Genomic DNA, 18,175 nt, shown 5'->3' on the forward strand with positions numbered 1-18,175 from the left:
CGGGAGGCACGATGCCCCAAAGGATCCTACGAATGAACGAAGTCGCGGTTGAAGCGGCAAAGGCCACGCCCCCCACCAGTGTGGTGGCGATCTCCTGGCTGTCGGACTGGAACCTGAATCACGGCGTGGCCTTGGCCACTATCGGGTACATCCTGCTGCAGGCAGGGTATCTGATCTGGAAGTGGCGTCGGGAGGCCCGGAAATGAACGCGCTCCAACGCCGAGCCGCCGCGGCCGCTCTGGCTGTCGCGATCGCTGCGCCCGCCGAGGGCCTGCGCAACTGGGCCTACCGCGACCCAGTCGGCATCCCGACCATCTGTTTTGGCTACACGCGTGGCGTGCAGATGGGCGACTACAAGGACACGGCCGAATGCCGCGGGCTGCTCACCAGCGAGATGCTGGCGGCCGTGGATCAAGTGGAGCGGTGTGTGCCCGGGTTGCCGGCCCAGGTCCTGGCCGCGTTCGCCGACGCCGTCTACAACCTCGGGCCCACCATCGCGTGCAGCGTCAGCCAGTCCACCGCGGCGCGAATGCTCCGCGCCGGCGACCTGGTCGGCGCCTGCAACCAGCTTCCTCGATGGAACAAGGCGCGCGTGGCCGGCCTGCTGGTGGAGCTGCCGGGGCTGACCAAGCGCCGGGGTATCGCGCGCGACACGTGCCTGCAGGGGGCCGCATGATCCCCGCTTGGCTGCGGTACGGGGCCGTGGCGGCCCTGGCGGGGATCGCCGTAGGTGTCGCCCAGGGATGGCGCTACGGCGAGCGTATCGCGGCGCTGGAGCGGGACTGGAGCAAGGAACGGGCGGCGCTGTCGGACGCCGCGCGCCGGGCCGAGGCGGCCAACCGTCAAACCGAAACCCGCATGCAGGAGGCGGTAGAAAATGAACGGACAGAATCCCGTGCCCGCGAGGCGCAATATGCCGATGCTGCTGCTGGCGCTCGCGCTGAGCGTGACAGGCTGCGCCAGCAACTCGCCACCGGCCGTGGTGGTGGCGCCTCCCAGGATCCCGGCGCCGGATCCGACGTGGATGGGACCCCCGACAACGCCGCCGTGCTGCGGTTCGTGGTCGGCCAGTGCGTCGACCGATATATCGACGTGGCGGCAGAGGCTGACCGGCTCGGTGCCAGATTGATGGGGTTGCAGGGGTACGTGCGGGCTATTCAGCCGGCGTCAGGCCCCTAAAATCGTGGTGGCAGCACCCCGGAGACCCGCATGAAATCGTGACACGTTTCCGACTCCATGCCACCAGTTTCGTCCGGAAACCCGCATAAATCCTAGGAATTGCCCCGGATTGTGATTCCGGTTGTCGTGGGTTCGAGTCCCATCAGCCACCCCACCCGCATTCAGTACCAGCAGGTACCCCGCGCGCCAAGGCGCGGCATCGATCCCCAGGCCAGCGCCTTCGGGGATTTTTTATTGCCCGCGCGCCATGGTCCGTCAACCGCCGCGGCTTCGGCAGCATAAACAAAACGCCCCTGCATGGCAGGGGCGTTTCGTCTGGCTGGCCAGGGAAGACGGCTTACAGGACCCGGATCTTGGAAGCCTGGGGGCCCTTCGGACCCTGCACGGCCTCGAAGCTCACCTTCTGGTTTTCGTACAGCGTCTTGCGGCCTTCGGCCTGGATTTCCGAAAAGTGGGCGAACAAGTCCTTCCCCCCATCATCCGGCATGATGAACCCGTACCCCTTGTCGTCGTTGAACCATTTAACGATGCCTGTCGCCATGATGCATTTCCTTCTTTGAATATGTGCGTACCGCGATAATCACTTAACCGGAATCAAGAACGGGGGCGTGCCCAAATGGAAAGCCGACTTGCCGACCCAACCGAGTAGAACCCTAGCCTGACACCTGGAAAATGACTATGCGGGGCATCGTCGGCTTAGTCAACTCGTTTTCGTTTCCTTCGGATACAAGCATATTGCCGGGCATGTGGCGTTTATATGAATTTTTTCTTTGCCCATATATCCCTGCTTAAATGCGGGGATATACCCCTCTCGTGGCGGATTCCTAGGAATAGCGCGGCACATCGGCAACAAAGTGGACAAAATCAACTAAATTTGCCAGGGTTAACGCTTAGATTTAACGAAATCAATCCCCCAAACCTATCGTTTTCCCGAATGAGGTAAATACCTACAACAAAAATGGCGGCGCGCATTTGCGCACGAGAAAAAATTACAAGCGCAGCACCCAATAATTACATGCAAGCGCCTCTCCCATAATCCTTGCCGCGGACCTTCCCAACGCGGAACAGGAATTGCGGTTAAACCGGGGCGGTGTATCGAACCCACCGCCGGCGGGCATTCCGCCACCCCGCATCCATAATCAAGGAGTAGGCCCATGAATCAGCAGAAGCAACCGTCCTCCGGCCAACAGACACAGGCCGGCCAGCGTAGCCAGAATCCGCAGCAAAGCCAGCAGCAGACGGGCAACCAGCAAGGGCAGAAGGGGACGTCCTCGCCACACCCCGACATGCAGCAGGGCCAGCAGCGCGGACAGGGCCAGCAGCAGCAACAGCAACAACAGCAGCGGTCGCAGACCGGCCAGCAGCAAAAGCCCGGTCAGCAACAGAAATCCGGCCAATGAGAGGCAATACGATCAGACGAGGCGTCGTGGCCGGCCAGGGCCCAGCCCTGGCCGGCGCGTCCATGGAACGAGCCGGAAGAAGCCGCAGGCAGCGGCCGTGGCGCTACTTTCCTTTTTCGAGCTTGTCGATGTAGCGCCTGGCGGCCTTTTCGGCATATCGATGGGCTTCGAATTCGGTGCCGAACACCTGGTCGTCGCCCAGGTGCTGGTCGGGAGGAACGGGGTGGTATTGCGATCCCGGGTTCAGCGATATCGTGGCGACACCCTCGAACAGCGACGTCATGCCTTCCCGGGGATGATTGACCGCGCGCGCAACGGTACGGATGTAATAACCCTTGTAGTGCTCTCCTGCGCCTTCTGACATAGAAGTCTCCTGCAGACGGTACACCCATGAGGCAATGCCACGGCGGAGAAAGTTCAACCGCCGCCCGCCTAGGGTACCCACCTGCCTTCCGGATTTCCCTTGGGAATATCACTTGCTGGACCACTCGCCCCGACAAGGACAAGGCCGGCAAACCGCATGAATGGCACGCGCTCCGATGAAGCCTGGTGGAAAAATGCAGTCGTGTACCAGATATATCCCCGTTCGTTCGCCGATGCCAACGGCGACGGCGTGGGAGACATTCCCGGCATGCTCGCCCACCTGGACCACGTCCGCGACCTGGGCGCCGACGCGGTATGGGTGTCGCCGATATTCCGCTCGCCCATGGCGGATGCCGGCTACGACATCAGCGACTACTGCGACATCGATCCCTTGTTCGGCACGCTGGGCGATGCGCAGCGGCTGATCGACGAAGCCCACGCGCGGGGCCTGCGCCTGCTGCTCGATTTCGTGCCCAACCATACCTCCGACCAGCATCCCTGGTTTCTGGACTCCCGCTCGTCACGGGCCAGCCCGCGGCGCGACTGGTACATCTGGCGCGACGAACCGAACGACTGGCGGGCGGCGCTGGGCGCGGGCAGCGCCTGGACCTGGGACGAGAAAAGCGGCCAGTACTACCTGCATTTCTTCCTGCCCCAGCAGCCCGACCTGAATTGGCGCAATCCCGAGGTGGTGGAAGCCATGCACGGTGTGCTGCGCTTCTGGCTGGACCGCGGCGTCGATGGCTTTCGCATAGACGTGGCCCATTGCACCGGCAAGGATCCGACCTTCGCCGACCATCCACGCTGCCTGGCCGGCGAGCCGCTGGCAGATTTCAACGACCAGCCCTACAGCCACGAGGTGCTGCGCGGCATACGGCGGCTGGTGGACAGCTATCCCGGCGAGCGCATCCTGGTCGGCGAGGTGAACATCCGCTCGACCGCCAGCGTCGTCCAGTACTACGGTGCCGGGGACGAACTGCACATGTCGTTCAACTTCCCGCCGCTGGATGCGCCCTGGGATCCGGTCGTCTTCCGTACCTGCATCCGCGAGGTCGATGCCCTGCTGCGGCCGGCCGATGCCTGGCCGACCTGGGTGCTGTCCAACCATGACAACGTCCGCCATCGCAGCCGCTACGGCGGCTCGCTGCGCCGGGCGCGCGCGGCGGCGATTCTGCTGCTGTCGCTGCGCGGCACTCCATTCCTGTTCCAGGGCGAGGAACTTGGCCTGGAAGACGCCCTCGTCGATCCGCAGCGGCAGGTCGACCCGGGCGGCAGGGACGGCTGCCGCGCGCCCATCCCCTGGACGGCGGCGCCGCCCCATGGCTGGGAAGGCGCTCCCCCGTGGCTGCCCTTCCCGCCCGACCCCGCGTCGCACTCGGCGCAACGGCAATGGGCCGACCCCGGCTCCATTCTCCATCTTTACCGGCAGGCGCTGGCGGTGCGCAAGGCCAGCCCCGCACTGCGGCTGGGCGACTGGGAAGAAATCGACTCCCCGCCGGAGGTCCTGGCATTCCGGCGCCGCCGGGGCGACGACGTCCGCCTGGTCTGCGTGAACTTCGCCGCACAGCCGAGGCGCTTCCATCCCCCGGGGGACTGGCGCATCGCGCTGTGCAGCGACGGCCAGGCGCCGGGCTCGCGCTTTCGCGGGGAGTTGGCGGGCGAACACGCCGTGGTGCTGGAACCGGGAGCTGAGACATGATGCCGCTCTGGTATCGAAACGCCATCATCTACCAGGTCGATCCCAGCCTGTTCCGCGACGCCAACGGCGACGGCCGTGGCGACCTCGAAGGCATCTCGGAGCGGCTGGAGTACCTGCGCGGCCTGGGCGTGACCTGCCTGTGGCTGACCCCCTTCTATGCCTCGCCGTTCCGCGACGGCGGCTACGACGTCATCGACCATCTGGCGGTCGACCCGCGCTTCGGCGCGCTACCCGACTTCGTCGCCCTGATGGCCAAGGCCGAGGAGCTGGGGCTGCGCGTGATCATCGACCTGGTGGTGCACCACACGTCCGACCGCCACCCCTGGTTCCAGGCTGCCCGCCGGGACCGGACGTCGCGCTATCGCGGCTACTACGTCTGGGCCGATACCCCCGAGCCCACCGAAGAGAAACCCATCTTCCCCACCGTCGAGGACAGCGTCTGGACCTGGGACGAACAGGCGGGCCAGTACTACAAGCACATCTTCTATTCGCACGAACCGGACCTCGACCTCGGCAATCCCGACGTGCGGCACGAAGTCGAGCGGATCATGGATTTCTGGCTGCGGCTTGGCGTCTCGGGCTTCCGCGTGGACGCCGCCTCGCACATGATAGACAGCGCCCGCTCGCCCGATCCCGCCGACGACGGCTTCTGGCTGCTGGACGACATGCGCCGCTTCGTCTCCCGGCGGCGGGCCGATGCCGTGCTGCTGGGAGAAGTGGACGTGCCTCCCCGGCAGTACGTCGACTACTTCGGCCGGGGCGACCGGCTGACGCTGGTGCTCAATTTCTGGCTCAACAATTACCTCTACCTGGCACTGGCGCGCGGGAAGGCCGAGCCGCTGGTGCGAGCCCTGGCCGGACAGCCCGTCCCGCCCGAAGGCGCGCAATACGCGCTCTGGCTGCGCAATCACGATGAACTGGACCTGGAACGCCTGAGCGAGGACGAACGGCGGGAAGTCATGGACTGCTTCGCCCCCGATCCCGACATGCGCATCTATCATCGCGGCATCCGGCGGCGGCTTCCCCCCATGCTGGGCGGCGACAAGCGGCGGCTGGCGCTGGTGCACGCGCTGCTGTTCTCGCTGCCGGGCACGCCCATCCTGCGCTATGGCGAGGAGATCGGCATGGGCGACGACCTGTCGCTGCCCGAGCGGCTGGCGGTGCGCACCGCCATGCAATGGTCGGACGAACCCGGTGCCGGCTTTTCCGCCGCGCGCCCCGAGCGGCTGGCGGTGCCGCTGATCGACTCGGGCTCCTACGGCTACCGGCACGTCAACGTCTACGCGCAATCGCTGGACGAGGACTCGCTGCTGACCCGTACCGGCAAGATGATCCGCGCCCGCCTGGGCATGCGGGAAATAGGCGCCGGCCACTGCCGCCCCGCCTCCATCGAATGCCCCCAGGTGCTGGCGCTGCGGCACGAACTCGACGGCGTGGCGGTCCTGACGCTGGCCAACCTCGGGCCGGAGGAGGTGCAGTTCACTCTGCACGACACCGACTGCCAGCACATGATGGACGTCATGGCCGACGGCCCCTACGACGCCCCATCGGGCCACCCGGTCCGGCTGCGGCTGCGAGGCTACGGATATCGCTGGCTGCGGCCGCGCGTTTCGCTGTAATCCCCGTTTCGGAGACCTGCACATGCAAGCCCTGGGCAAACGCCGCTGGATCATCGCCGAAGGCTATCTGCCGCCTTCCGGGGACGACCGCACTCGCCAGACCGCCAGCCATGAAACCGCCTGCATCCTGAACACGGGCGACGCTCCCGCCCAGGTGCGCCTGACGGTGTATTTTTCGGACCGCGAGCCTGCCGGCCCCTACCGCGTCCTCGTGCCTGCGCGGCGCACGCTGCATCTTCGGTTCAACGACCTGCGCGACCCCGAACCGATACCGCTGGACACCGACTACGCCAGCGTCATCGAATCGGACGTGCCCATCGTGGTGCAGCACACCCGCCTGGATTCCCGCCAGGCCGCCCTCGCCCTGATGACGACGATGGCCTACGGCGCGGACTGACGCCCGTCATTTCCGCTTGATGACACTGACGTTGCCGTCGGCCTCCAGATACAGGGCCTTCACGTCGTCGATCGATTCGATGCCCTGCTGCCGGTACTTCGCCTCGAGCTCCTCGTCGGTGATCGACTGCCGCCGCATGTTGTCGCGCAGCTTCCTGCCGTTGCGTATCAGCATGACCTTCTCCGGATCGACGAACCGGCGCACCGGCGGAAAATGGAACGCCAGGCGGTCCAGGGCCATGTTCCAGGCGACCAGCGTGATCACGAGCAGCGCCGCGTCGGTCACGCTCTTGCCGTCGCCGGCCATGCCGTTCTGCGCCGCGTCGGCCACGATCACGATCAGCAGGATGTCCGCGATGCCCATCGAACCGACGTCGCGGCGGACGACGAACCGGAACAACAGGAACAACAGCCAATACATGACCGTGCCGCGGACCAGGGTCTCGAGCGGCGGAATGGAAAAGGCGAAGATTCCAGGCCAGTCCAAGGCGCGTCTCCCGTAGTCGTGACGGGAAGCGGTTCGCAAGAAGCGGGCCTGACGGAGGGAACGGAAAGATGCGTGGATTGGCGCGGCGGACAGGAATCGAACCCGTAACCCCAGGCTTAGAAGGCCTGTGCTCTATCCAATTGAGCTACCGCCGCCCCGGAGCGCGCAAGTTTACCACCAGGCCGCCCCTCCGCCGTCCGGCGGTTCCGGGCAAACACCTAGGCCCCCAAGAGAAGGATTTGCGACACAATGCAGCAGGCGCATGCGGCATAGCCTGACACAGGAAACCATGAGCGACCTCATCCTCGAAACCCGGGACCTCAGCAAGGCCTTCAAGGGATTCGTCGCGGTCAAGGATGTGAACCTGCGGGTGGCGCGGGGCAGCATCCATGCCCTCATCGGCCCCAACGGCGCCGGCAAGACCACCTGCTTCAACCTGCTCACGAAGTTCCTGACGCCCACCTCCGGGCGTATTTTTTTCAACGGCACCGACATCACCGGCGAGGCGCCGGCCCAGGTCGCACGGCGCGGCATCATCCGGTCGTTCCAGATCTCCGCCATCTTCCCGCACCTGACCGCCCTGGAGAACGTCCGCATCGGGCTGCAGCGGCGCGAAGGCGGCACCTTCCGGTTCTGGCGCAGCGTCTCGCTGCTGGACCGCCTGAATCCCCGCGCCATGGAACTGCTGGACGAGGTGGGGCTGGCCGAATTCGCCGGCACGCCGGCGGTGGAACTGCCCTACGGGCGCAAGCGCGCCCTGGAAATCGCCACCACCCTGGCCATGGAGCCCGAACTGATGCTGCTGGACGAACCCACGCAGGGCATGGGCCACGAGGACGTGGACCGCGTCACCCAGCTGATCAGGAAGGTCGGGGCGGGCCGCACCATCCTGATGGTGGAACACAACATGAAGGTCGTGTCTTCCATCGCCAGCACCATCACGGTCCTGGCGCGCGGCATGGTGCTGGCCGAGGGCCCCTACGACGCCGTGTCCCGCAACCCCGAAGTGATGCAGGCCTACATGGGCACGGTGGACGGCGAACTGCAGGGAGCCCACGCATGAACGGTCCGGCGCTGGAAATCCGGAACCTGCATGCCTGGTACGGAGAATCGCACATCCTGCATGGCGTGGACCTGGACGTGGCGCGCGGCGAAGTCGTCACGCTGCTGGGCCGCAACGGCGCGGGCCGCACCACCACGCTGCGCGCCATCCTGGGCCTGACCGGCGCGCGCCGCGGATCGGTGCGCATAGGCGGCGTGGAGGCCATAGGCATGCCCACCCACCGCATCGCCCACCTGGGCGTGGGCTACTGCCCCGAGGAGCGCGGCATCTTCGCCTCGCTGTCCTGCGAGGAAAACCTGATGCTGCCCCCTCCCCTGCGCGGCACCGGCGAACGGGCCATGTCGGTCGAGGAAATCTACGAGATGTTCCCCAACCTGCGCGAGCGCCGGCATTCCCCCGGCACACGGCTGTCCGGCGGCGAGCAGCAGATGCTGGCGGTGGCCCGGATACTGCGCACGGGCGCCGACCTCCTGCTGCTGGACGAGATCTCGGAGGGGCTGGCGCCCGTCATCGTGCAGGCCCTGGCACGCATGATCCGGGCCCTGAAAGCGCGCAACTACACCATCGTCATGGTGGAACAGAATTTCCGCTTCGCTGCGCCGCTGGCCGACCGTTTCTACGTGATGGAACACGGCCGCGTGATCGAAGCCTTCGCATCGTCGGACCTGGCCGCCAAGCAGGACACCCTGCACGAACTGCTTGGCGTATGAGGAGTACCTCTTAGGAGACGCGCATGAAGAAGCAAGCCCTTGCAGCGGCCATCACGGCCGGTTTGGTCCTGGGATCCACCGCGCCGACGCTGGCGCAGGCGCCGAAGATTTCCGGCGACGTCATCAAGATAGGCTTCATCACCGACGGCTCGAGCGTCTATGCCGATATCGACGGCCCGGCCGGGGCCGATGCCATCCGCATGGCCGTGGCCGACGCCGGCGGCCAGGTCAACGGCAAGAAGATCGAAGTCCTGTACGCCGACCACCAGAACAAGCCCGACATCGCCTCGGCCCGCGCCCGCGAATGGATAGACCAGCAGGGGCTGGACCTCCTGATAGGCGGCACCAACTCCTCCACCGCCCTGGCCATGGCCAAGGTGGCCACCGAGAAAAAGATTCCCTACATCGTCATCGGCGCCGGCTCGTCGCGCCTGACCAACGAGGACTGCTCGCCCTACATCGTCCACTACGCCTACGACACGGTCGCGCTGGCGCGCGGCACCGGATCGGCCGTGGTGGCCCAGGGCGGCAAGAGCTGGTTCTTCCTGACCGCCGACTACGCCTTCGGCCACTCGCTCGAAGCCGACACCAGCGCGGTGGTCAAGGCCGCGGGCGGCACGGTGGTGGGGTCCATCCGCCATCCCCTGGCGGCTTCCGACTTCTCGTCCTTCCTGCTGCAGGCCCAGGCCTCCAAGGCGCAGATCCTGGGCATGGCGAACGCCGGCGGCGACTTCATCAACGCCACCAAGGCGGCGGCGGAGTTCGGCGTCACCAAGACCATGAAGATCGCCGGCCTGCTGGTGTTCATCAACGACATCCACACGCTGGGGCTGAACGCCACGCAGGGCCTGTATCTGACCGATGGCTGGTACTGGGACCAGAGCAACGAGTCGCGCGCCTGGGCCGCCAAGTTCGAACAGAAGCTCAAGCGCAAGCCCTCGTCGCTGCAGGCGGCCGACTACTCGGCCGCGTCCTTCTACCTGAAGGCGGTCAAGGCCACGGGCACCGACGATCCCGACACCATCATGAAATGGTTCAAGTCGAACAAGATCAACGACATGTTCGCCCATGACGGCTACGTGCGCGCGGACGGCCGCATGATCTACGACATGTACCTGTTCCAGGTGAAGACGCCCAAGGAATCCAAGGGTCCCTGGGACTACTACAAGGTGGCGCAGAAGCTGCCCGGCGACAAGGTCTACACCACGCCCGCCGAATCCAAGTGCCCGCTGCTGAAGAAGTCATGACGATCTTCGGCGTCCCGCTGCAGGCGATGCTCGGGCAATTGCTGCTCGGGCTCGTCAACGGCTCCTTCTATGCGGTGCTGTCGCTGGGGCTGGCCGTCATCTTCGGCCTGCTCAACGTCATCAACTTCGCGCACGGCGCCTTGTACATGGTCGGCGCCTTCCTGGCCTGGCTGGGCCTGCAGTACCTGGGGCTGGGCTATTGGTGGATGCTGGTGCTGGCGCCGCTGGCGGTCGCCCTGCTGGGTGTCGTGATCGAACGCACGATGCTGCGCTGGCTGTACAAGCTCGACCATGTCTACGGCCTGCTGCTGACCTTCGGCCTGACGCTGCTGATCGAGGGAGTGTTCCGCAGCTTCTACGGGGTCTCGGGCCAGTCCTACCCCGTGCCGGAACTGCTCCAGGGCGCCACCGACCTGGGTTTCATGGTCCTGCCCAACTACCGGGCCTGGGTCGTGCTGGCCTCCCTGGCCGTGTGCCTGGCGACCTGGTACGTGATCGAGCGCACGCGCCTGGGCGCCTACCTGCGCGCCGGTACCGAGAATCCCCGGCTGGTGGAGGCCTTCGGCGTCAACGTCCCGCTCATGGTGACGCTGACCTACGCCTTCGGCGTGGCGCTGGCGGCCTTCGCGGGGGTGCTGGCGGCCCCCGTGCAGCAGGTCTCGCCGCTGATGGGGTCGAACCTGATCATCGTCGTCTTCGCCGTGGTGGTCATCGGCGGCATGGGGTCCATCATGGGCTCCATCCTGACCGGCCTGGGCCTGGGCGTGATCGAGGGCTTCACCAAGGTGTTCTATCCCGAGGCATCGAACACCGTCGTCTTCGTGCTGATGGCCCTGGTGCTGCTCGCGCGGCCCGCCGGCCTGTTTGGAAAAGCCACATGAACCGACACCTTGCCGGCTGCCTGGCGCTGGTGCTGGGGCTGGGCGTACTGCCCTACCTCGGCGTCTATCCCATCTTCGCGATGAAGCTGATGTGCTATGCGCTGTTCGCCTGCGCGTTCAACCTGCTGCTGGGCTACACCGGGCTGCTGTCGTTCGGGCACGCCGCCTTCCTGGGCAGCGCGGCCTACGCCACCGGCTATGCGCTCAAGACCTGGGGGCTGCCCACCGAACTGGGCATCCTGTTCGGCGTGGCCGTCGCGGCGGCGATCGGGCTGGTCATGGGCGGGCTCGCCATCCGGCGCAGCGGCATCTATTTCGCGATGATCACGCTGGCCGTCGCGCAGATGCTCTACTTCTTCTACCTGCAGGCACCCTTTACCGGCGGTGAGGACGGCCTGCAGGCCATTCCGCGCGGCACGCTGCTGGGCCACATCGACCTGGGCAACGACATGGCGCTGTACTACGTCGTGCTGGCGATATTCCTGTTCGGCGTGTTCCTGATCTACCGCACGGTGCAGTCGCCGTTCGGGCAGGTCCTGAAAGCCATACGCGAGAACGAGGCGCGCGCCACTTCGCTGGGCTACGACGTCAACCGCTACAAGCTGCTGGCCTTCGTGCTGTCCGCCGCGCTGACCGGGCTGGCGGGGGCGACGAAATCGGTGGTGTTCATCTCGGCCACGCTCAGCGACGTGGTCTGGCAGATGTCCGGCCTGGTCATCCTCATGACCCTGGTGGGCGGCATGGGCACCCTGACCGGCCCCATGGTGGGCGCGCTCATCATCGTCCTGGTCGAGAACAAGATCGGCGAATGGGGCAACGCGCTGGCGAATGCGACCGGCATCGCGTGGTTCGGCAGCCTGGGCGACGCCGTCACCATCGTCACGGGCCTGATCTTCGTCGTCTGCGTGCTGGCCTTCCGGCGCGGCATCGTGGGCGAACTGGGTGCCTGGCTGGAGCGGCGGCGGGCGCGGCCGGCGCGCTCGTAGGGCGATCAGCCCAGGCCGTCCAGGAACGCCAGCAACCGCCGCTCGGCCGCGCTCAGCCCGCGCGGACCGGAAGCGGGCCAGGTCGCCGGCAGTTCCCCCCGCAGATAGGCATCGATGATGGCCGGATGGATGTAGCAGGCCCGGCACACCGCCGGCGTATTGGCCAGCCGCTGCGCCACCGCCTTCACCGCCTCGACCACGGCCTGGCGCGCGGCCGCGCCTTCCTCGCGCGGCATGCGCCGCAGCCACTCCAGCGCCAGCACCGAGCCGGCCCAGGTCCGGTAGTGCTTGGCCGTGAAATCCCCCTGCCCCGCCTCGCGCAGATAGGCGTTCACGGCCGACGAATCGATGCCGCGCGGCTGCCCCGCCTCGTCCAGGTAGTGGAACAGCGTCTGCCCGGGAATCTCCATGCAGCGGCGCACCACCCGCGCCACCCGGCGATCGGCAATGGTGACGTCGTGTTCGATCCCGCTCTTGCCGCGGAAGCGCAGCCGCAGGCGCGTGCCCGACAGCGACGCATGGCGCGGCCGCAGCGTGGTCAGGCCGAACGAACGGTTCTGCCTGGCGTAGGCGCGGTTGCCCACCCGCACCAGCGTCGCCTCCAGCAGGCGCACCACCGCGGCCAGCACTTTTTCCTCCCCCAGCCCCGGCGCATCGAGCGCCCGCTGCACCCGGCGCCGGATGCGCGGCAGGGCCCGGCCGAATTCCGACAATTGCGCATACTTGTCGGCGTCGCGCACCGCCTGCCATTGCGGGTGGTAGCGATACTGCTTGCGTCCGCGCGCATCGCGGCCGGTGGCCTGGATGTGCCCTGCCGGGTCGGGGCATATCCACACCTCGCCATAGGCCGGCGGGATGGCCAGGGCATTGATGCGGGCGATCTCCTTGGGGTCGCGGATACGCTCGCCCCGCTGGTCCACGTACACGAACCGGCCCCGGAACAGCTTGCGGCCATACCCGGGCCGGGTGTCGTCCACATAGACCAGTTCCGGGGCGGCCCCGTCGCCGGCCAGCGCGGTCAAGGCGGAGGAAGATGCATGGGTGAAGTCCATGGCACGGGTCGAGCAGGCTTCGTGCCAGGCGGCCGGCACGGGCTTTCCCCTGCCGCGATTCCTGGTGGAAGTGAAAAATCTACTCGCCCACGACGCAGAAGCTGCCATCGCGCGGACTGGCGGCAGGCGCGCCGATCGCCGACAATCGAAGCTCCGGGCGCACCCACCAGCGCCCCGCTCCAGGAGGCACCATGTGGCAGGCATCGCAGCGCTATCCCGACCCCGCCATCCGCGCGTTCGACGCCCGGTTCGAGCAATACCGGCTGCCGTCGGCCGCGGTCGAGCGCCTGGCCACCGGCTGCCGCTGGAACGAAGGGCCGGTCTGGTTCGGCGACGGCCGCTACCTGCTCTGGAGCGACATCCCCAATGACCGCGTCATGCGCTGGGACGAGATCAGCGGCGCGGTCAGCGTCTTCCGTTCGCCGTCCGGCCACGCCAACGGCATGACGCGCGACCGGCAGGGGCGCCTCGTCACCTGCGAACACAGCGGCCGCCGGGTGACCCGCACCGAGCACGATGGCGCCGTCACCGTGCTGATGGACCGCCATGACGGCAAGCCGCTGAACTCGCCCAACGACGTCGTCGTCAAGTCCGACGGCACGGTCTGGTTCTCCGATCCGCCCTTCGGCATAGCCGGCTACTACCAGGGCCTTCCGGCCAGGCAGGAGCTGCCGTCCAACCTCTACCGGCTCGATCCCGCCACCGGCATGGCCGAGGTCGTCGCCGGCGACATCGCCAGCCCCAACGGCCTAGCCTTCTCGCCGGACGAATCCGTGCTGTACGTGGTGGAGTCGCGCGCCAAGCCGCGCCGCATCCTGGCCTTCGACGTCGCGGCGGGCAAGAAACTGTCCAACCGACGCGTCGTCATCGATGCCGGACCGGGCACCCCGGACGGCCTGCGCGTGGACGTGGACGGCAACCTGTGGTGCGGCTGGGGCATGGGCAGCGACGAACTGGACGGCGTGCGCGTGTTCGCGCCGGACGGCGAGGCCATCGGCCACATCGCGCTGCCGGAGCGCTGCGCCAACCTGTGCTTCGGCGGCCGGCACCGCAACCGCCTGTTCATGGCCGCCAGCACGTCCATCTACGCGCTGTACGTCAACACACAGGGCGCCGCCGGCGGCTAGCGCCTGTTCACCAGCACCAGCCCCGACACCACCAGCGCCACGGCCAGCAGGAACATCGGCCCGACCGGTTCATGCAGGATCAGCGCCGCGGCGGCCACGCCGAACAGCGGCGACATCGACGTGCCCGCCTGCAGCGTGCTGGCCGGGTACAGCGTCAACAGCCGCAGCCAGAGCAGGAAGGTCGTGGCGGCGATCCACACCGTCTGGTAGGTCAGCGCCAGCACGGGCGCCAGGCTGACCCCGCGCACCGATTCGCCGGTGGCCATGCCGGCGCCCAGTCCGATCACGGCCGACATCGCCAGCTGGTACAGCAGCACCTTCTCGGGAGGTGCCGTGGCCAGGCGCGTGGCCTTGATGCCCAGCGTCGTCGCCGCCCAGAACACCGCCGCCCCGATGATCATCAGATCGCCCAGCCACGCATGCGGCGACGTGGCCCCGCGCGGGACACCCATCACGATGGCGGTCCCGCAGAAAGACAGGCCCAGCCCCACCCACTGCGGCCAGCGCAGGCGCTCCGCCGGCAGCAGCCAGGTCGCCCCCAGCGCCACGAAAAACGGCGCCGTATAAAGAAAGAGCGAAGTGCGGCTGGCGTCGGTCCACTGCAGGCCCAGGTAGATCAGCACGAACTCGCCGGAGAATAGCAGCCCCGAGAACAGGCCCAGCCACAGCGAGCCGTCCCGCACGAACAGCCTGCCCCGCCCGGTGGCCAGGCAATAGAACAGCACCAGCAGCCCGGCCCCGGCCGAGCGTATGCCCATCTGCAGAAAAGGCGGGAAATCGGGCAGAGCGATCTTGACCGCGACCTGCTGCCCGCCCCAGCTCGCGCAAAGCAGCACGAGCATCGCGATGGCGGCGATATCCAGGGAACGTTTGGACACGGCGATCTAGCGATGCTGTTCCTGCGCCGTGGTGGCCACCAGCCGCACAGCGGCCAGATCGGCGCCCGTCAGCACGCCTCCGCGGCCCAGCAAGCGGCCATGCTCCCAGTTGGACAACCCCAATTCCGGCTTGCCCAGCGCATACTGGCCATCCACCCATCGCGTGAAACCGTCGCCCACGAACGGCGCATCGATACGCAACCGGAAACGCTGGTGCGCCTGCGGATCGCTGGCGATCAGGCTGGCCACGAAACGGGGGCTGTAGCGATTGAACAGCGCCACCGCCTCGTCCACCGACTCCACCACCACCAGCGACAGTTCCGGCGTCTCTTCCCATTCCCACTCCTGCCCCAGCCGCGCCTCGGGCAACGGGCTGGCATAGGGCTCGTCCACGTCCCCCTCGGCACGCCGCACCAAGGTGCGGCGCCCGAACAGCTCCGCCGGCACGAAAGGCTGCGCCGAAGGCGTGACATGCAGGCGCGGTGCCCCGCTCAAGGCAGCCCCGGCCTCGTCGATGGCGCGCAGGAAGCGCGGCATCAGGTCCGCCACCCCCTCGCGCACGATGCAGCACACGTTCAGCGTATTGCAGACCTTGCGGTCCAGCGAATGCCGCACCGCCCGCTCGAAACGCTCGCCGTCCGCGCTGGGATCCGCCACCAGCCAGGCGCCGCCCGTGCCATGCGCGCTGACCGGCACACCCGCCTGCCGCGCCACGCTGCTCAGCTGCATCACCGCCGTACCCGACCCCCGCGCCACCGCCAGCGCCAGCCGGTTGTCGCTGAACATCGCCCAGCCCGCCGCGCGGTCCTCGACCTCGACCAAGCTGACCGCCCCCTGCGGCAGCCCCGCCGCCTCCAGCGACGGCCGCAGCGCATGGCGCAAGAGCGCGCTGGCCGTGCCCAGCGCATCGCTGCCTATCCGCAGCACCGCCGTATTGCCGCTGGCCAACACCCCGCAGGCGTCCACCAGCACGTTCGGCCGGCCCTCGAACACGAAAGCCACCACGCCCAGCGGCACCCGCAGCACGTCGACCTGCCAGTCGCCATGGTCCACCCGGCCCAGCACCCGGTCATCCTGCGCCGCCAGGCCCGGCCAGACCCGCAGCCCCTCGATCATCGCGGCGCGCATCTTGTCCGACACCTTCAACCGCGTCGTCGAACGGCCCCGCTGCTGCGCGCGCCGCACGTCCTCCTCGTTGGCCGCCACCACCTGCGCCCAGACCTCGTCGCGCTCCAGCGCGTCGGCGAAGGTCTCGTAGAACCGGTCCACCGCGCCCGGCCGTGCCTGCGCCAGCGCCTCGAAGGCCGCGCGCGCCTCGCCCACCCGTGCCCGGACCACCTCATCCACCTGCCCGGGAATCCGCAGCAGCGCCCCGCTTTCCTGCACCACCAGCAGCCGGTCACCCGCCTGGAAGGCGCGCGCCAGCTCCGCATCCACACGGGTATACCGGTTACCGCCGTAAGGAATCACCATCCCCGGTTCCAGGCGATCCAGGGTCCCTTGTTCGTTCATGAAGCTCTCCTTGGCCATTCCGCCGCCGCGCCCCATCCGGCGGATGGACGCGGCTCGGCCCGCATGGAAAGATATTACCCCGGCGCACCGGCCATTCCGGGGTGGAGGGCCTTGCTGCCGATCCCTTTGGCCCACCTATTCATTGGGTGCCCGCGTTCAAGAAATGGCCGGCCGGGCCGTAAGGGGGCCTGGCATCGGGTACAATGCGGGTCCGTCGGGGCGTAGCGCAGCCTGGTAGCGCATCTGCTTTGGGAGCAGAGGGTCGCGAGTTCGAATCCCGCCGCCCCGACCAATGAAATCAAGGCCTTAGACGCTTTCACGCGTCTAAGGCCTTTGTCTTGTCCGGCTGGTGGGTAAACCAATGGGTACATCGCCGCGAAAACATGGGCTGGCTGGCGGACCGCCGCAAAGGAAGTCCAGAGGCGCACGCCCGGTTCGCAGACTGAGTCGTCAACGGTCTCCCCACACCTCCCGTGCCGTCTCCAGCACCAGCTTCAGCTTGTCGCGCTGGGCCGCCACGGCGATGTCATTGCCGTGCACCGTACTGGCAAAGCCGCACTGCGGCGACAGCGCGAGCTGTTCCAGTGGTGCATGGCGCGCGGCCTCGTCGATGCGGCGTTTCAAGTCGTCCTTGGACTCCAGTGCGCCGAACTTCGTGCTGACCAGGCCAAGCACGGCGATCTTGCCCTTGGGCAGGAAGCGCAACGGCCGGAAGTCGCCGCTGCGGTCGTCGTCGTATTCCAGGAAGTAGGCGTCGACGTTCATCTCGGCCAGCAGGGCCTCGGCCACCGGCTCGTAGCCGCCGCTGGCGGCGAAGGTGCTCTTGAAATTGCCCCGGCACAGGTGGATGGCCAGGACCATGCCTTCGGGCTTGTAGGCCGCGACCTTGTTGATGAACCGGGCGTAGCGGTGCGGCAGTTCGTCGGGATCGTCGCCCCGGCCGGAGGCGGCGGCGCGCATGCGGGCGTCGCACAGATAGGCCAGGTTGGTGTCGTCGAGCTGCACGTAGCGGCATCCGGCGGCCGCGAGCGATTTCAGTTCGTCGCCGTAGGCGCGGGCGACGTCGTCGTAGAAGTCGGGATCGAGTTCGGGATAGTGCTTCGCGCTGATGCCGGCGCGGCCGCCGCGGAAGTGCAGCATGGTCGGCGATGGGATCGCCACCTTGCCGACGCTACCGGGCGACAACTGGCCTTGCAGGTATTCGAAGTCGGCGCGCTGGATGTCGGCCACGTGGCGCACCTTGTCGACCACGCTGATGACGGGCGGCGCGAGTTCGGTCTTGCCGTCGGCGCGCTGCACCGCGACCGGCTCGCCGCTGGACACGCCGCCCAGCCGGCGCAGGAAGTCGACGTGGAAATAGGTCCGGCGGAACTCGCCGTCGGTGATGCTTTTCAGGCCGACGTCTTCCTGGAACCTGACGATTTCGGCGATGGCGCGGTCTTCGACGCGCCGCAGTTCCTCGGCCGTGATCTCGCCCTTGGCATGGCGGTCGCGCGCCTGGATCAGGTAAACGGGGCGCAGAAAGCTGCCGACGTGGTCGGCGCGGAACGGGGGGTTCAGGGGCAGGCTCATGTTC

Annotated in this window: 20 protein-coding genes and 2 tRNA genes; 14 read left to right on the forward strand and 8 right to left on the reverse strand. The window is 67.3% G+C overall.

Features of this window, described 5'->3' with window-relative positions:
* Positions 1 to 32: 32 nt before the first annotated feature.
* Genes ABD104_RS11105 through ABD104_RS11115 form a run of 3 tightly spaced genes read left to right on the forward strand, consistent with a single transcriptional unit; the run spans position 33 to position 1,179 of the window.
* Positions 33 to 206, forward strand: a complete 174-nt coding sequence (locus ABD104_RS11105) for a hypothetical protein (RefSeq protein WP_338615561.1) — start codon at positions 33 to 35, stop codon at positions 204 to 206.
* Complete coding sequence (locus ABD104_RS11110; RefSeq protein WP_343927546.1) at positions 203 to 676, forward strand: lysozyme; 474 nt, start codon at positions 203 to 205, stop codon at positions 674 to 676. Before ABD104_RS11105 ends, ABD104_RS11110 begins: the two co-directional genes overlap by 4 nt.
* Entirely contained in the window at positions 673 to 1,179 is a 507-nt protein-coding gene (locus ABD104_RS11115) for a DUF2514 family protein (RefSeq protein ID WP_343927547.1), read from the forward strand. Before ABD104_RS11110 ends, ABD104_RS11115 begins: the two co-directional genes overlap by 4 nt.
* Positions 1,180 to 1,516: 337 nt before the next feature.
* Here ABD104_RS11115 and ABD104_RS11120 read toward each other — a convergent pair whose 3' ends face one another.
* Complete coding sequence (locus tag ABD104_RS11120) at positions 1,517 to 1,720, reverse strand: cold-shock protein (RefSeq protein ID WP_087780849.1); 204 nt, start codon at positions 1,718 to 1,720, stop codon at positions 1,517 to 1,519.
* 613 nt (positions 1,721 to 2,333) lie between these two features.
* On the opposite strand from ABD104_RS11120, the gene ABD104_RS11125 reads away from it, so the two are divergent.
* Entirely contained in the window at positions 2,334 to 2,579 is a 246-nt protein-coding gene (locus ABD104_RS11125) for a hypothetical protein (protein ID WP_087839682.1), read from the forward strand.
* 103 nt (positions 2,580 to 2,682) lie between these two features.
* Here the strand turns inward: ABD104_RS11125 and ABD104_RS11130 are convergent, their stop codons facing one another.
* Positions 2,683 to 2,943 (reverse strand): hypothetical protein, encoded by a 261-nt coding sequence (locus ABD104_RS11130; RefSeq protein WP_343927548.1) that lies wholly within the window; start codon positions 2,941 to 2,943, stop codon positions 2,683 to 2,685.
* Between the two features lie 201 nt (positions 2,944 to 3,144).
* Between ABD104_RS11130 and ABD104_RS11135 the strand changes: the two genes are divergently transcribed.
* The 3 genes from ABD104_RS11135 to ABD104_RS11145 are packed head-to-tail and all read left to right on the forward strand — an operon-like array spanning position 3,145 to position 6,657.
* Positions 3,145 to 4,641, forward strand: coding sequence for an alpha-amylase family glycosyl hydrolase (locus tag ABD104_RS11135; protein WP_243724432.1), 1,497 nt, complete (start codon positions 3,145 to 3,147; stop codon positions 4,639 to 4,641).
* Positions 4,638 to 6,260 carry an alpha-amylase family protein gene (locus ABD104_RS11140; protein ID WP_343927549.1) on the forward strand — a complete coding sequence of 541 codons (1,623 nt, stop codon included), beginning with the start codon at positions 4,638 to 4,640 and terminating at the stop codon, positions 6,258 to 6,260. Before ABD104_RS11135 ends, ABD104_RS11140 begins: the two co-directional genes overlap by 4 nt.
* A gap of 22 nt (positions 6,261 to 6,282) precedes the next feature.
* On the forward strand, positions 6,283 to 6,657 hold the full coding sequence (locus tag ABD104_RS11145; RefSeq protein ID WP_087839686.1) for a sensory rhodopsin transducer: 375 nt from the start codon (positions 6,283 to 6,285) through the stop codon (positions 6,655 to 6,657).
* A 6-nt stretch (positions 6,658 to 6,663) separates the two neighbouring features.
* On the opposite strand, the gene ABD104_RS11150 is transcribed toward ABD104_RS11145, so the two are convergent.
* Positions 6,664 to 7,143: a DUF421 domain-containing protein gene (locus ABD104_RS11150; RefSeq protein ID WP_243724433.1), complete on the reverse strand. Its 480-nt coding sequence runs from the start codon at positions 7,141 to 7,143 to the stop codon at positions 6,664 to 6,666.
* A 78-nt stretch (positions 7,144 to 7,221) separates the two neighbouring features.
* Positions 7,222 to 7,298, reverse strand: a tRNA-Arg gene (locus tag ABD104_RS11155).
* A gap of 134 nt (positions 7,299 to 7,432) precedes the next feature.
* Here ABD104_RS11155 and ABD104_RS11160 point away from each other — a divergent pair.
* Genes ABD104_RS11160 through ABD104_RS11180 form a run of 5 tightly spaced genes read left to right on the forward strand, consistent with a single transcriptional unit; the run spans position 7,433 to position 12,030 of the window.
* The gene (locus tag ABD104_RS11160) at positions 7,433 to 8,206 is read left to right on the forward strand and encodes an ABC transporter ATP-binding protein (protein ID WP_165963081.1); all 774 of its coding nucleotides are present in this window, start codon (positions 7,433 to 7,435) and stop codon (positions 8,204 to 8,206) included.
* Complete coding sequence (locus tag ABD104_RS11165) at positions 8,203 to 8,916, forward strand: ABC transporter ATP-binding protein (RefSeq protein ID WP_132979341.1); 714 nt, start codon at positions 8,203 to 8,205, stop codon at positions 8,914 to 8,916. Before ABD104_RS11160 ends, ABD104_RS11165 begins: the two co-directional genes overlap by 4 nt.
* Before the next feature lie 23 nt (positions 8,917 to 8,939).
* Positions 8,940 to 10,163: an ABC transporter substrate-binding protein gene (locus ABD104_RS11170; RefSeq protein ID WP_087839689.1), complete on the forward strand. Its 1,224-nt coding sequence runs from the start codon at positions 8,940 to 8,942 to the stop codon at positions 10,161 to 10,163.
* Positions 10,160 to 11,044 (forward strand): branched-chain amino acid ABC transporter permease, encoded by an 885-nt coding sequence (locus ABD104_RS11175; protein ID WP_087839690.1) that lies wholly within the window; start codon positions 10,160 to 10,162, stop codon positions 11,042 to 11,044. The genes ABD104_RS11170 and ABD104_RS11175 overlap by 4 nt, the downstream gene beginning before the upstream one ends.
* Entirely contained in the window at positions 11,041 to 12,030 is a 990-nt protein-coding gene (locus ABD104_RS11180) for a branched-chain amino acid ABC transporter permease (RefSeq protein WP_279820866.1), read from the forward strand. The genes ABD104_RS11175 and ABD104_RS11180 overlap by 4 nt, the downstream gene beginning before the upstream one ends.
* Before the next feature lie 5 nt (positions 12,031 to 12,035).
* On the opposite strand, the gene ABD104_RS11185 is transcribed toward ABD104_RS11180, so the two are convergent.
* A complete protein-coding gene (locus ABD104_RS11185; protein ID WP_132979436.1) occupies positions 12,036 to 13,082 on the reverse strand; it encodes a DNA topoisomerase IB in 1,047 nt (348 codons plus the stop codon).
* Positions 13,083 to 13,273: 191 nt separating this feature from the next.
* Between ABD104_RS11185 and ABD104_RS11190 the strand changes: the two genes are divergently transcribed.
* Positions 13,274 to 14,209, forward strand: coding sequence for an SMP-30/gluconolactonase/LRE family protein (locus ABD104_RS11190; protein ID WP_087839692.1), 936 nt, complete (start codon positions 13,274 to 13,276; stop codon positions 14,207 to 14,209).
* Here the strand turns inward: ABD104_RS11190 and ABD104_RS11195 are convergent.
* Positions 14,206 to 15,087, reverse strand: coding sequence for a DMT family transporter (locus ABD104_RS11195; RefSeq protein WP_207958606.1), 882 nt, complete (start codon positions 15,085 to 15,087; stop codon positions 14,206 to 14,208). The genes ABD104_RS11190 and ABD104_RS11195 overlap by 4 nt on opposite strands.
* Positions 15,088 to 15,093: 6 nt before the next feature.
* Complete coding sequence (locus tag ABD104_RS11200; RefSeq protein ID WP_338615843.1) at positions 15,094 to 16,599, reverse strand: aldehyde dehydrogenase family protein; 1,506 nt, start codon at positions 16,597 to 16,599, stop codon at positions 15,094 to 15,096.
* Positions 16,600 to 16,814: 215 nt separating this feature from the next.
* Between ABD104_RS11200 and ABD104_RS11205 the strand changes: the two genes are divergently transcribed.
* Positions 16,815 to 16,891: transfer RNA gene (locus ABD104_RS11205), tRNA-Pro, on the forward strand.
* Between the two features lie 158 nt (positions 16,892 to 17,049).
* Here the strand turns inward: ABD104_RS11205 and ABD104_RS11210 are convergent.
* The gene (locus tag ABD104_RS11210; RefSeq protein WP_087839694.1) at positions 17,050 to 18,171 is read right to left on the reverse strand and encodes a 5-methyltetrahydropteroyltriglutamate--homocysteine S-methyltransferase; all 1,122 of its coding nucleotides are present in this window, start codon (positions 18,169 to 18,171) and stop codon (positions 17,050 to 17,052) included.
* Between the last annotated feature and the right edge of the window lie 4 nt (positions 18,172 to 18,175).

This window comes from Pigmentiphaga daeguensis (assembly GCF_039523035.1).
Lineage (GTDB): Bacteria > Pseudomonadota > Gammaproteobacteria > Burkholderiales > Burkholderiaceae_B > Pigmentiphaga > Pigmentiphaga daeguensis.